Raw genomic sequence first — 14,222 nt, forward strand, 5'->3', positions numbered from 1 at the left:
ACATTTGAGTGCGTAAAAAGAAGCGGATTTCATGAAACACCTGATCATTCCTGTTTTAATATTGTTGTTGATACTGGGGGCCTGTAAGAAAAACAGTGACAGTGCGGTACCCGATACCCACGGTAACTTTTTGTTTGTAAACGCAGCGCCTGGCAATGATCAGTTTAATGTGATGCTGGATACTTTCACTGTTGCCAGCAATGTAGGCTATGGAACCAATACAGGATATAAGTCTTTCCGGGCCCAGAAATACAACCTGATTATTACCAACACCAGGCAGCCTGGCGTGGCCGTATACCAGGGGCAGATCTTTCTGCGTAACAACCGTTTTTATTCTGCTTATGTAGGCGCTGACAGTGCAGGCCGTCAAATACTGATCACTACTGAAGATGACCTGAGCGCTCCGGCTGCAGGGATGTCTAAATTCAGGGTGATTAACTTTGCACAGGCATTCAGGCCAAACCAGACACCGCTTGGCATTGATGTTTATTCCGATACGTTTCCCCGCTTTTTCAGGGGACTGACATTTCCTGCACAAACTGGATTTGCGCCGCTTTATGGCGACAGCGCCCATTACAAGATCAATTTCCGCTGGATTGATTCCTCCAAAGTGTTGAAAACCTTCGATATGGCTACCCAGGCCGGTAAAGTGTATACGCTTATCAGCAACGGTTATCCGCTGGACCCTGCCAGGTTCAATGTGTTGCTGATACAGCATAATTAAAGCAGTCGCATCTTAAAGCTTTATAGTAATTTAACGTAGTGTTTTTCCATCCAGGGGGTGGAAATGAATAAATTGCGCGTTATTTTAGCCACAAACGCGGACCACATGAACAATTGCAAAAAAATATTTCTGATGGCAGGAATAACCTTGATAGGTACAGCTGCAGCGGCGCAGCAAGCCAGCGCTCCTTACCTTGATGCCTATACGATTCCCGTTCAGCAAAAGAACGCGGTAATTGGTAAAATCTATGACAGGAACGGGCAGTTATCAGCGGCTACCTTGCTGGAAGACAAGTCCGGGTTATTTACTGTCAGCGGCCATGAATTGAAACTGAAAAAGAAAGCTGCCGTAGGCAAAGAAGGTGATTTTAAGTATCCGGTCCGCATTAAAGCCGGGGCGGATACCGCTGAATTCCTGCTGGTGGCGGATGACTTTATCCGCAATAAAGTAGTGGCCCACCGCGGTGCATGGAAGCATCAGGCGGGCAGCCAGAATAGCCTTACTTCCCTGAAAGATGCGATGAAGCTGGGTTGTGAAGGATCAGAATTTGATGTGTGGTTATCGTCAGATAATGAACTGGTAATTTCACATGATCCGGAGATAGGAGGAAAGAAGGTGGAAGAGAGTACCCTGGCGGATTTGCAAACGGTTCAGCTGAAGAACGGCGACCGGGTTCCCACGTTGGAAGAGTTTATTGATGTGATCCAGGAGCAGCACCGCACACGGCTGGTGTTGGAGCTGAAGCCTTCCCGTACCGGCAGGGGCGATTTGCTGGCCACCAAAGCAGTAGCGATGGTGCAGGCTAAGAAGGCCCAGGCGTGGATGTTCTACATCAGCTTTGACTATAATATCTGCAAAAAAATAAAGGAGCTGGATCCCGCGGCTAAAATAGCTTACCTGAATGGGGATAAAACGCCCGCACAGTTGCAGGCCGATGGTATATGGGGACTGGATTACAACCAGCAGGTATTCAGGAATGATCCGCAGCTCATTGCCACTGCAAAGCAACACAAAGTAACTACCAATGCGTGGACAATAGATAATCCGGAAATAATGGACGATTTACTGAAAAACGGGGTGGATTATATTACCACCAATGAGCCGGAGATCCTGTTGGAGAAGGTGAAGTAATAATATTCGTTAAAACCTAGCTAAAAAAATGGACGGGAATATGAAAATCCATTAAAAACCTTATTTTAGCCGTTCCATTTTTCAAATGTACTAAAAGAAGCAAATCCACCTATTAACATGCGCACTTGTAAACAATTAGTGAATAAAGGATTATTAGCGGCATTTTCAGCCGGTTTATTGATGTCTTGCCAGGGAAATAAAGCTGGTAACAGTGCACCAGCTGCATCAAGTGCGGCAAACAGCGGTACACCTGCTGCGGGTAGTTTTAAAATTGCTTATGTAGATCTGGATTCACTGGAAGCGCATTTTGAGTATTTCAAGGAAAAAAGAGGCTTACTGGAGCAGAAGCAACAGCAAATGGACAACCAGCTGAAAGGCAAGGCCCGTGCATTGCAGAGTGAGTATGCAGACCTGCAGCGCAGAGCATCTACCCTTACCCAGGAACAGGGAGAGGCAGCACAGCGTAGTCTGATGTCTAAGCAGCAGCAGTTAGAGGAGGAAGCGCAGAATCTGCGTGCCAGCTATACCGAGCAGGAAACTAAGTTTAATGAAGAATTGCAGAAGAGACTGGATGATTTCCTGAAATCATATAATGCCGACAAGCGTTTTGCGTATATATTCTCTTACCGCAGTACCGCCAGCAACATCCTGTATAAAGATCCGGCTTACGATGTAACACCGGACGTTATTAAAGGAATGAATAATAACAGCGCCGCCACTCCTGCCAAATAAGCGGATAAACCATCAGAAATTTTTTCTATCTTATAGTCCCGGTTCCCTTATGAGCCGGGATTTTTTATAAATATCTATATGGAAATCAACCAAACTAAATCATTCAAGCCATCCCTGGGCCTATTAGATGCTACTATGATTGTTGCCGGATCTATGATAGGTTCCGGGATCTTTATTGTAACAGCAGAAATTGCCCGTAGCGTGGGAGGGGCAGGCTGGATTACCGCTATGTGGGTACTGGCGGGCTTTGTTACGCTGATTGCAGCCATGAGTTATGGTGAATTGTCAGGAATGTTCCCCAAGGCCGGCGGCCAGTATGTATATCTCCGGGAAGCCTACAATCCTTTTATCGCCTTTTTATTTGGCTGGACGCAGTTCGGTGTTATTCAAACCGGTACCATTGCCGCTGTGGCGGTGGCCTTTGCAAAGTTTACCGCTTACCTGATCCCGGGTTTCAGTGAGAAGAACATTTTGCTGGACGCCGGTATCGTGCAGATTTCTGCGGCGCAGATAGTCGCCATCGTATCTATCATCTTACTAACATTTATCAATACACGTGGTGTGCACCACGGTAAGCTGATACAAACCGTATTTACATTGGCGAAGCTGTTGTCTTTATTCGGGCTCATTATTTTCGGGTTACTGTTTGGGGCAAAGTCTGAGATCTGGCAGGCCAACTGGCAGCATGCCTGGGATGCGGCGGCGGTTTCATCACAGAACGGTACGGTGGTAACGGCAGCCTTATCTGGGCTGGCACTATTTGGCGCCATCGCGGTTTCCATGAAAGGCTCGTTGTTTTCCAGTGATGCCTGGAACAATGTGACCTTCATTGCAGGAGAGATCAAAAATCCTTCTAAAAATATCGGCCGTTCCCTTTTCCTGGGGACGCTGATTGTAACCATTATTTATGTGAGCTGTAACCTGATGTACCTGGCGGTGTTGCCACTGAATGAAATTGCGTTTGCTGCCAACGACCGTGTTGGGGTGGCTGCCGCGGCGAAGATCTTTGGTTCCAGCGGTGCTAAAATCATTGCAGTGATGATCATGATCTCCACCTTTGGTTGTAATAACGGGTTGATTTTATCGGGTGCGCGGATTTATTACACAATGGCGGAAGATAAATTGTTCTTTAAAAAAGCGGGTGAACTGAATAAACACAGCGTGCCTGCCTATGGTTTGTGGATCCAGTGCGCATGGGCATCCATGTTGTGTTTGACCGGCAGGTACAACGACTTGCTGGCATTGGTAATTTTCGGGGTATTGATATTTTATGTGCTGACGATCCTCGGAATTTTTATTTTAAGAAAGAAACGCCCGGAGATAGAAAGACCGTACAAAGCTTTTGGTTACCCGGTACTGCCAATGATCTACATCATAGCGGCATTATCGCTGGCAGCTTTGTTGCTGGTATTTGAAACCAACTATACTTTACCCGGACTGGGAATTATTTTATTGGGTATTCCGCTGTTTTATCTTACCAAGATTACGCGGCCGGATACCACCAAAAGCTAATTTGGACAAGAAAACCTTGTAATTACCACAAACGTTGTATAAAAAAAGGGGGCCACTGCAGTGCAAAATGCAGTGGCCCCTTTTAATTTGCACTAAGACACACGGACATAAAGATGTCCACCTTAAACCCTGATAATTTTAGAAAACCCGGTACTATTTGAGTAGAATTAAACAAATGAAGTTGTCAACATTAGCAGAAGATTCCCATAAAAAGTAGTGGTAAGAGGCCACTCCAGGTTTATGAAATATAACGTCTGTGATCCTGGCCCTGTAATTAGTGATCTGGTAATTTTGTTAACAGCTATAGCATTTTAGAACACCCTCAATAAAACGTTTAGCCATTAGAGTGATTGATTTTTACTGCATTCAAAAAATATTCAAAAACAAACAATCATAAAAATATTATTTGCCGACATGGTGTGATTACATCATTACAAGGTAAAAAGGAAAATAAGGTGGTATAACCTTGACGGCATCTCAACCCCAAGATAACCATTGAAAGCCTTCACGATTTGCATTCTCGAACATTCACATGACAATCTTTTACAATAAGCGTATGGTCTCTACCATGCGCTTCTTTTTTGTCGCCAGCCTTTGTACATTTGCGGCATGTTTACACAATTGTGCAATAAGATATTTAACCAGAGTATCGTGGCCTACCATGAGCACAACGATGTGCATCAGGCCATTTCCAATCCCTATGAAAAGAGCAGCATTGAGCACCTGCTTTACCTGAAAAACTGGATAGACACGGTGCAGTGGCACCTGGAGGATATTATCCGCGATCCGAAGATTGACCCCGTAGAAGCATTGGGTATTAAGCGTTGGATAGACCGTTCCAACCAGGAGCGCACGGATGTGGTGGAGTACATCGACAGTTATTTCCTGGAAAAATATGGCAAAACGGCGCCTGCTGCGGATGCTGGAATTAATACCGAAAGTCCGGCCTGGGCAATAGACCGTTTGTCTATTCTGGCGTTGAAAATTTACCACATGCTGGAAGAAGCCACCCGTGCGGATGCCACACCAGAGCATCGTGCAGCATGCCAGCGTAAGCTGGATATCCTGCTGGAGCAGCAACAGGACCTGAGCTCCGCCATTGAGGCGCTGCTGGCCGATATTGCCGCGGGTAAAAAGTTCATGAAGGTATACAAGCAAATGAAGATGTATAATGATCCTTCCCTGAACCCGGTTTTATACAAAAACGAAAAATAAATCTTCCTACTTGGGCACAGTTAAAACGATATTGGTTACCCGGTTGTCTGCTATGGGCGATGTAGCCATGACCATTCCTGTGATGAAGCAGGTGCTGGATGAAAATCCGGATGTGGAGATTGTTTTTGTGACCAACCGGAACTGGGGCGCTTTATGCGCGGGAATTCCGCGGCTGACCTTTTTCCCGGCAGATGTGAAAGGCATTCATAAGGGGGTAAAAGGGCTGTATCGTTTGTTCCGCGAAGTAAAAAAGGCGCACCGGGTTACTGCCGTGGCAGACCTGCACAATGTGCTGAGGTCCCAGATCATCCGGACTTTTTTCCGGTTGAGCGGTACATCCGTAGTGGCTATTGACAAAGGCCGCGCAGAAAAGAAGGCACTGACCCGGAAGGACAACAAGGTATTGCAGCAGTTAACCAGTACGATAGAAAGGTATGCGAAAGTATTCCGGCAACTGGGGTTTCGCTGTGAAATGGGCCGCAAACCCGTTTTTCAGCCCCGTGCGTTGCCCGGAACGCTGACGGCGGTTACTGGTGCAAAAAAGGATAAAAAGTGGGTAGGACTGGCTCCTTTTGCCACTTACCGCGAAAAGATGTACCCTTTAGAGCATATGGCAGCCGTTTTGGGTATACTGGCGCAGGAACAGGGGACACAGGTGTTTCTTTTAGGCGGTGGAAAGCAGGAGGTGTTGTTGCTTACACAACTCGCAGCCCAATATCCGCAGGTAATTGTGGCGGCAGGGCGTTTTTCCCTGGAGGAGGAAATGGCTATTATCAGCCAGCTGGATGTGATGATCAGCATGGATTCCGCGAATATGCACCTGGCTTCACTCTTTGGGGTGCCGGTAGTATCTGTTTGGGGCGCTACCCACCCTTTTGCCGGATTTATGGGGTATGGGCAGTCGCCCGAAAACGCTATCCAGATTCATGACCTGCCATGCCGGCCCTGTTCTGTATTCGGCAACAAACCCTGCTTCAGAGGGGATTACGCCTGTATGGAGTGGATAAAACCGGCACAGATAGCGGAAAAAGTGAATGAGATAGTTTTATAAGTCTTTGCAGCAAAGGATTCCGAAGGATATTTTAAAAATATTGCAAGTTTTTTTTGCAGAAATAAAAAAAGTTATACTTTTGCCATCCCAAACAATAAGGGTATTGCCCAATAGTATAATGGTAGTACGACAGATTTTGGTTCTGTTTGTCTAGGTTCGAATCCTGGTTGGGCAACAAAATATCACAGGCCTTTTTTAGCTTTCTTTATGATCCAGGTAATCATAGGGGTGTTAAAAAAGGCTTTTTCTTTTACCTGCATTTCTTCCCGCCGCCATCCCTGTTAATGAAAAGAAAGGTAACGCAAGTTATCCCAATCCCTCTTTATCATTTTTTATTCTCCCACTTTATTTACGCAATCGTTCCCGTAGGTTTCCGGCTTGTTTAGCTTGTTTAAATAGACAAATGTTTAATTTCCCTTTTAATTCCACAGGTAACCTAATAGCAAAATTCACGTTATGAACATAAATGCAATGGATGAAAGGCTTTTACTGCGGCAGATTGCTGAAGGCAGCGAAAAGGCTTTTGCAGTGCTTGTAGCACAGAAGTGGAATAACATCTATTGGCAGGCCCTGAGTTATGTAAAATCATCCTGTCAGGCACAGGACATTGTGCAGGATGTGTTTTTGAAGATCTGGCAGGAAAGAAACAAGCTTTCCGGGGTAGAACGTTTTGACTCATTTTTGTTTATTATCGCCCGTAATCATATTATCAGCGCCCTGAGAAAGAAGACGGAATTACCCCTTAGTCGTGATGAATGGGAAGTTGAAGAGAAAAATTATCTCCCCGATAAAATTTTATCACAGAAAAACCTGTCGGAATTGATAGCGAGGGCGATTGAGCAATTGCCGCAGCAACAAAAGACCGCATATCTGCAGAGCCGCGACCTGGGCTTGTCTCATGAAGAAATAGCGAAGAACATGCAGGTATCAAAGGAAGCGGTGAAGAAATACATTTGCCGTGCGCTTGGTTTTCTCAGAACCTATATCAGTGGGCATTTAGATATAACGATGCTTTTAGCAATTGTTTACCTCCTCTTTGAGGGACCTGCAGATATTTATTTTTAAACCAACGTCCCCTTCTGGTTTAGCTATGCGTCTTTAATAATACAGCTGCTTTTTGGAATTGAATTGAATGTTTATGGAGAACAATATTTTTCAGGAGTTATTAGATAAATATCTGACAGGCAGGATGACTGAACAGGAGTGGAAGATTTTCAGCCAGATGTTAAAAGAACCGGAGCATGAAAGCCAGCTGGAAGCGATTATTGATACGGAATTGAAGGAACATGCGCTGGAAGGCGAGCCGGATAATAAAGTGTTGGAAGGCATACAAAATCACTTGCAGCAGCATATTAAGGCGGATGGAAAAAGAACACCAACATTTTCCCTTTATTTAAAAAGAGTGGCTGTTGCGGCTGTTTTTGCGCTGGCACTTGCCGGAGTTGGTTACTGGTGGTTTGTATTAAAGGCACCATTGAAAAATGAAGTGGCACAGGCAAATGTGCCTGATAAGAACATCCCGATTCCGCCCGGCAGCAACAGGGCGGTACTAAAATTAGGCAATGGTACAGAGGTGATGCTCGACAGCTTAAAGGAAGGGATGTTGCTGCAACAAGGACAGGCAAAAATTATTAAGTCAGGTAACGGGCAGGTATCTTATAAAATAACGGGTACTACGCCTGCGGAAATTGTATATAATACCATCACTACACCCAGGGGAGGCCAATACCAGCTTACATTGGCGGATGGTACCAAAGTTTGGCTGAATGCTTCTTCCAGCTTACGGTATCCTGCAAATTTTTCAGGAAAGGAAAGAAGGGTGGAGTTAACCGGTGAAGGATATTTTGAAGTAGCCAGGAATGAGTCAATGCCCTTTCACGTGAAAGCAAACAGTATAGATGTGGAAGTGTTAGGAACGCATTTTAATATCAATAGTTATAAAGATGAACCTGTAATCCGTACCACGTTGTTGGAGGGAAGTGTAAAAGTTACCAGCGGAAAACAAGACAGCAGGCTGAAACCCGGACAGGAGGCTTCGGTTATCACTAACGGGGATATTAAGTTGCAGGATGATGTAAATACGGAAGAAGTGATCGCATGGAAGAACGGAATGTTTCAGTTCAAGGCGGCCGATATTGAAACGGTTTTACGGCAGGCAGCAAGATGGTATGATATCCAGATTGAGTATAAGGGAGGTATTTCAGCGCGCTTTTCAGGACAGATTTCCAGAAGTGCCAATGCTGAACAGTTGTTTAAAATTTTAGAATTAACCAATAAAGTACGTTTTGAAATCCACGGGAGAAACATTGTAGTTAAACAGTAATGAAACCGGTGCTGCAGCTGCCGGATCATAAGAACGAAGTCCTGAATACCAGAAAAATTTTGAGGTAAAAAAATGTAGCACCACTATTTTCTTCAACCAAAAGAGGAATAAATTATGTCATCGATTGTCTTTGGAAAAGCATCGTTAAAGAAATGCTTTCCCGCCGCCCCGTTATGTCCCGGTGCCGGCGATAAATTCCAGAAAGTTATGAAACTAACCTTTGCCTTGCTGGTGATGATTTACCTGCAGGCGGGCGCTAACATCTGTGCACAGGGAATTATCCTGAATGAAAAAAACGCCCCGGTTGAGAAAGTATTCCGGGAGATAACCCGTCAAACGGGTTATGCCTTCTTTTATGTTGACGGCCTACTCAATAATGCAAACAAGGTGACGGTTGTTGTTGGCAACGCCACGCTTGAGCAGGCGTTAGCACTTTGCTTTTCACAATTGCCATTCACTTATTCCATTGTGGAAAAAACTATTGTGGTATCAGAAAAGCTGCCTGCTAAGGAGGCATCACCTTCCCGCGGCGGTACGGCTATCCCCATAAGCGGCACCATAACCGGCAGCAATAAGGAGCCGCTTCCCGGCGCTACGATAGTAGAAAAAGGGACTACTAATAAAGCGTTAAGTAATGAAGCCGGGAACTTCACTATGAATGTTTCCCGGTCAGATGCGAGACTGTATGTTTCTTATGTTGGTTACCAGTCGAAAGAAATTGTTGCTACCGGCAAGTCGCCTATCATTATTATGCTCCAGGAAGAGAATAAGAACATGAATGAAGTGGTGGTAATCGGATACCAGAGTATAAAACGAAAGAACCTAACCGGCACAGTATCCTCCATCAGCGGGGCACAGCTGGAAAAAGCGCCGGTAGCCAATGTTGCGGAGGCGCTTACCGGGCGGCTGCCTGGTGTACAGGTTACTACGGTTGATGGCCAACCCGGTGCGGAGATTGTAATACGTGTCCGCGGTGGGGGTTCTATTACCGGCAGTAACGATCCTTTGTTTATTGTGGATGGATTCAGGGTGAATAATATTAATGACATTGCGCCATCTGACATAGCCAGTATCGATATCCTGAAAGATGCGGCCACCGCTGCCATATATGGCGCAGCAGGTGCTAACGGCGTTGTAATTGTTACCACGAAAAGTGCCAAGGGCGGTAAATCTACTATTTCCTATAACGGCTTTGCCCAGGCGAGGCAGTTGCCACGTAAACTGGAAGTGCTTTCCCCGTACGAATTTGTACTTGCGCAATATGAGTATGCAAGGCTGAGAAGCCAGAGCGACGTTGATAATTTCACCAAATACTTCGGTGTTTACGATGACCTGGACATCTACAAATCCCAGAAAGGAACCGACTGGCAGGACGAACTGTATGGCAGCCCTGCTTTCTCCCAACAGCATAATATCAGCCTGACGGGTGGAAATGACCACACAAAATTTTCCGTGAACTACACTTACAATAAAGAATCAGGTTTAATTTCCAGTAACAACTATTTACGCAATTATCTGAACTTTAAATTGAATCATGATATTTCCAAAGCCCTGAAGCTCGATATATCCATGCGCTATACGCATCCGGTTATAAATGGCGCGGGTTCGGCCGGGGGCGCCAGCTTCCGCATCGGAGATGGTATCACCACGCGTCCTGTAAATGGAATTGCCGATATGATTATTATTGATCCCGGCAGCAGTGATGACTATGAACAGTTTTTGAGCAACCTGATAAATCCTTTGGAATTATCCACACAGGATTACCGCAAGCGTACCAGCCGCATTTTTAACGTGAATGCCGGCGCTTCCTGGTTGATCACCAAAAATATTACCTACCGTTCTGAATATAGTTTAGGAATGACTTTTTCAGAGAACCGCCGTTACTACGGACCTTTAACCGGTACCGCCAGGAACGAAGGCGGCAACCTGCCATTGGGAGAAATCACGCAAACACGGTTGCAGGATTATCGCCTGACAAATACCCTTAATTATCAATGGGAAAAAGGTTCCCGCCACAACCTGAATTTGTTGGTAGGGCAGGAGATACTGTCAAGAGGAAAAGGTTTTGAAGAATATAACCGGGCGAAGTATTTTAGTATGGATATTACGCCTGAGAAGCTGTTTGCCACAATGGGCCTTGGCACACAGGATATCCACAGCACAACGGAAATTGCTCCGGACAAAACCGCTTCATTTTTCGGCCGCGCCATTTACCAGCTCGATGAAAAATATATTCTGAATGTAACGGCGCGTTATGATGGTTCAACACGTTTTGCGCCTGGAAAACAGTGGGGGATATTTCCTGCTGCCTCTTTTGCGTGGCGTATTTCTTCGGAAGAATTCATGAACAACGTAAAATTTGTTTCTGACCTGAAGTTCAGGGCCAGCTACGGTATTGTAGGTAACAACAATATCGCGTCTGATCAGTGGCGACTTTTATTTGCACCGAGCAGTAACCGTCCTTATGGCGCTGGCGACATACCCAATCCGTATTACACCTATGCCAGCTCACAGTTAACAAACCCGGATGTTAAATGGGAAACTACCGTTACCCGTAACGTAGGTTTCGATTTCGATCTTTTCAATAATAAGATATCGGCAACGCTCGACTTTTACCACAACACCACTAAAGACCTGCTGGTGCAATCTGCCATTCCACAAACGACGGGCTTTTCCACGCAGCAACGAAACATAGGACAAACCTCTAACCGCGGTATTGAACTGGCGCTGAACGCTGATATCATCAATAAGAAAGCGTTCCGGTTAAGCGCCAATTTTAATATCGGCATCAATCGTGCAAGAATTGATAAACTGGATGGAGTAGACGAGCGGTCGTTCAACTCTAACTGGGCCGGTACCGATCTGAAAGGCATTGACGATTACAGGTTGATGGTTGGCCGCACCATCGGTTTGATGTATGGATATGTGGAGAACGGGATGTATACCGTTGATGATTTCAGTTCTTACGATCCGGTAGCCAGGAAATACATCGTGAAGGAAGGCGCCGCTCAGCAGGACCTGGGCGGGATCAGTTTGCGGCCGGGTGTACTGAAGTTAAAAGACCTTGATGGCAACGGCGTTATTGATGCCAGTGACCGTACCGTTATCGGCAGCGCATTGCCAAAGGCTACCGGCGGTTTCGGATTGAATGCTACTTATAAGGGGTTTGACCTGTCGGCTATTTTTAACTGGGTGTACGGTAATGACGTTTATAACACCGGCAAAATTTCTTTCAACATGCTTTACAGAACCACTTATGGAAGCATGTTGAGCACTTCCAGCTACGACAACCGCTTCCACTATATTGATGCGCAGGGTAACCTGGTGACAGATCTGAAAGAGCTTGCAGCATTGAATCCTAATCCTAAAACCTGGTCGCCCTTTTCAATGGGTACTGCATCGCCTTATTTCCATTCAGGGGCTGTGGAAGATGGATCTTTCCTGCGTTTAAATACACTGTCATTGGGATATTCTTTACCCAAAAAAATAATTTCCAACGCTTACATGACGAGGTGCAGAATATACGCAACGGTGTACAATGCATTTGTATGGACAAAATACAGCGGATACGATCCGGAAGTAAGCACTACAAGGAGCAATGGTTATAATCAGCTGGTGCCGGGAGTAGACTACTCGGGCTTTCCCAAAAGCCGCTCGTATACTGTGGGCGTAAATGTAACCTTCTGACTTTTAGTATGACATTAATAAAAAAGCAATGAAACGTTCTTTATATTTTTCCACCGTTATATTATTTCTGCTGCTTGTTTCCTGCAAGAAATATCTCACATCTGATTCTGCTTCCAGATTTTCTGAAGAATATGTTTTTGGCTCCGAGCCGGACGCCACGAAAACAGTGAACATGGTATATGCGATGTTTAACCAGGATGCGTTTACATCGCGTGTGTCCACACTTTTTGCCGGTAATACCGACGTGGAAGTAGGGAATTCGGTAAGTGCTTCGCCCGATGGCGCGCGCCGTGACCTGTGGTCATTTGAAGCTACTACTTCCAACAACGACCTGCTCACCGTTTGGAACAACGCGTATAGCGCTATCAATAAAGCCAACGAATGTGAACATGGATTAACCACCATTTCCCTGGTAAAAGATCCAACAAATGCGACGTATCTCAATTTGCTGGGAGAAGTAAAAGTCTTGCGGGCTTATTGGTATATGTTATTGATGCATCACTGGGGAGATGTGCCTTTTAGTATCAAACCATCCCGCGCCGGGGATAACTTTTACCTGCCCAAGATGGGACGGGATTCTATCCTGACTTTTTTGATCAACGACCTGATAGGCATTGAATCAAAAATGCAATGGGCTGATCAGCTGGATAATGGCATTGAACGCATTAACCGGGAGTTTGCGATGGGTTTAATTGCCCGGCTGTCGCTTATCCGTGGTGGTTACTGGCTTTATCCAGATATGACCATGAAACGGAAGGCTGATTACCAGGAATATTATAAGATAGCTAATACCTACAGTAAAAAATTAGTAAGCATGAAGCCCAGGATGTTAACCGATTTTGCTACTGTATTTATGAATGAGAACAAATACATTAAACCGTTAAACAGTGACATACTGTACGAGGTGGCTTATGCTCCCGGTTTTGGGGATGTTGGCTGGTGCGTGGGCGTAGGTGTGACGAATGGAATCAATTATCATTCATTTGGCGCTAGCACCATTCAAATGAGCCTTACGCCTACTTATTATTACTCATTTGATACAACCGACCTCCGGCTTGCTGCCACCTGTTCCATCATTGCTTATAACGATACATTGGCACAGGTATCCACAGGGCCTACTTCTATCACTATAAACAAATGGAACCGTATGCTGGTGCCTACGCCGCTGGGGCCATCATCATCAAAAGGTACGAGTATTAACTGGCCGCTGATGCGTTATGCTGATGTGCTGTTAATGCTGGCAGAAAGCGAGAATGAACTGTATGGTCCTACCGGCGATGCAAAGGATGCCTTGCGTAAGGTTCGCCAGCGCGCATTTCCACCTGCGTTGTGGGGTGATAAAGTAGAAACTTATATTACTGCCGTTGGCGGAAGCAAGCAATCATTTTTTAATGCGATTGTGAATGAACGGGCCTGGGAACTGGGCGGTGAAATGGTACGGAAGTTTGACCTGGTAAGATGGAACCTGTACGGGAAACAAATTGCCGAAACCAGGAAAGTGCTGAACCAGATGGGACAGGACGCAATAGCAGGCGTTGGTATATACAGCCATCTTGCCGACTACCTGTATGCAAAACGGAACAGCGACAAAACCCTTTCCTTCTTAAACCGGTTTCAGAGAGTATACGGTGTTGTTCCGGCTGAGTACAATATCAAAATAAACTGGATGCGCAACCTGTGGAATACAACCACCGATGGCCCTGCGAATTATACGCTGTGGCAATGGAGAGGATATAGTGATAATACAGGAAATACGCCGCCACGCTATGTTCTGCCTCTACACAGTTCTGTGATATCGAACAGTTTGGGTACGTTGAAGAATGAATATGGTTATTAATTAGCACATT

At 45.4% G+C, this 14,222-nt stretch carries 10 protein-coding genes and 1 tRNA gene; all 11 read left to right on the top strand.

All coding sequences use genetic code 11. The features are described from left to right. Positions 1–31 precede the first annotated feature (31 nt). The 11 genes from AB6805_RS25030 to AB6805_RS25080 all read left to right on the top strand — a co-directional run bounded on the left by AB6805_RS25030 (position 32) and on the right by AB6805_RS25080 (position 14,212). Positions 32–724 carry a DUF4397 domain-containing protein gene (locus tag AB6805_RS25030; RefSeq protein WP_370912184.1) on the top strand — a complete coding sequence of 231 codons (693 nt, stop codon included), beginning with the start codon at positions 32–34 and terminating at the stop codon, positions 722–724. Positions 725–856: 132 nt separating this feature from the next. Then, a complete protein-coding gene (locus AB6805_RS25035; protein ID WP_370912185.1) occupies positions 857–1,855 on the top strand; it encodes a glycerophosphodiester phosphodiesterase in 999 nt (332 codons plus the stop codon). A 117-nt stretch (positions 1,856–1,972) separates the two neighbouring features. Next, positions 1,973–2,587 (top strand): OmpH family outer membrane protein, encoded by a 615-nt coding sequence (locus tag AB6805_RS25040; RefSeq protein ID WP_370912186.1) that lies wholly within the window; start codon positions 1,973–1,975, stop codon positions 2,585–2,587. A gap of 78 nt (positions 2,588–2,665) precedes the next feature. Next, entirely contained in the window at positions 2,666–4,099 is a 1,434-nt protein-coding gene (locus AB6805_RS25045; protein WP_370912187.1) for an APC family permease, read from the top strand. Positions 4,100–4,708: 609 nt separating this feature from the next. Then, positions 4,709–5,314 carry a DUF4254 domain-containing protein gene (locus AB6805_RS25050; protein WP_370912188.1) on the top strand — a complete coding sequence of 202 codons (606 nt, stop codon included), beginning with the start codon at positions 4,709–4,711 and terminating at the stop codon, positions 5,312–5,314. Between the two features lie 10 nt (positions 5,315–5,324). Then, the gene (locus AB6805_RS25055; RefSeq protein WP_370912189.1) at positions 5,325–6,365 is read left to right on the top strand and encodes a glycosyltransferase family 9 protein; all 1,041 of its coding nucleotides are present in this window, start codon (positions 5,325–5,327) and stop codon (positions 6,363–6,365) included. Positions 6,366–6,469: 104 nt separating this feature from the next. Next, positions 6,470–6,540: transfer RNA gene (locus tag AB6805_RS25060), tRNA-Gln, on the top strand. Between the two features lie 281 nt (positions 6,541–6,821). Next, a complete protein-coding gene (locus AB6805_RS25065) occupies positions 6,822–7,430 on the top strand; it encodes an RNA polymerase sigma factor (protein ID WP_370912190.1) in 609 nt (202 codons plus the stop codon). Between the two features lie 73 nt (positions 7,431–7,503). Then, a complete protein-coding gene (locus tag AB6805_RS25070) occupies positions 7,504–8,688 on the top strand; it encodes a FecR family protein (protein WP_370912191.1) in 1,185 nt (394 codons plus the stop codon). A gap of 207 nt (positions 8,689–8,895) precedes the next feature. After that, positions 8,896–12,375, top strand: a complete 3,480-nt coding sequence (locus AB6805_RS25075) for a TonB-dependent receptor (protein WP_370912192.1) — start codon at positions 8,896–8,898, stop codon at positions 12,373–12,375. A 28-nt stretch (positions 12,376–12,403) separates the two neighbouring features. After that, the gene (locus tag AB6805_RS25080; RefSeq protein ID WP_370912193.1) at positions 12,404–14,212 is read left to right on the top strand and encodes a RagB/SusD family nutrient uptake outer membrane protein; all 1,809 of its coding nucleotides are present in this window, start codon (positions 12,404–12,406) and stop codon (positions 14,210–14,212) included. The last annotated feature ends 10 nt before the right edge of the window (positions 14,213–14,222 follow it).

The sequence above is a fragment of the Chitinophaga sp. RCC_12 genome, assembly GCF_041360695.1.
Taxonomy (GTDB): Bacteria; Bacteroidota; Bacteroidia; order Chitinophagales; family Chitinophagaceae; genus Chitinophaga.

Coding starts and splice junctions, on each gene's coding strand:
- AB6805_RS25030 (WP_370912184.1), top strand. CDS start 32: ATGAAACACCTGATCATTCCTGTTTTAATATTGTTGTTGATACTGGGG.
- AB6805_RS25035 (WP_370912185.1), top strand. CDS start 857: ATGGCAGGAATAACCTTGATAGGTACAGCTGCAGCGGCGCAGCAAGCC.
- AB6805_RS25040 (WP_370912186.1), top strand. CDS start 1,973: ATGCGCACTTGTAAACAATTAGTGAATAAAGGATTATTAGCGGCATTT.
- AB6805_RS25045 (WP_370912187.1), top strand. CDS start 2,666: ATGGAAATCAACCAAACTAAATCATTCAAGCCATCCCTGGGCCTATTA.
- AB6805_RS25050 (WP_370912188.1), top strand. CDS start 4,709: ATGTTTACACAATTGTGCAATAAGATATTTAACCAGAGTATCGTGGCC.
- AB6805_RS25065 (WP_370912190.1), top strand. CDS start 6,822: ATGAACATAAATGCAATGGATGAAAGGCTTTTACTGCGGCAGATTGCT.
- AB6805_RS25070 (WP_370912191.1), top strand. CDS start 7,504: ATGGAGAACAATATTTTTCAGGAGTTATTAGATAAATATCTGACAGGC.
- AB6805_RS25075 (WP_370912192.1), top strand. CDS start 8,896: ATGAAACTAACCTTTGCCTTGCTGGTGATGATTTACCTGCAGGCGGGC.
- AB6805_RS25080 (WP_370912193.1), top strand. CDS start 12,404: ATGAAACGTTCTTTATATTTTTCCACCGTTATATTATTTCTGCTGCTT.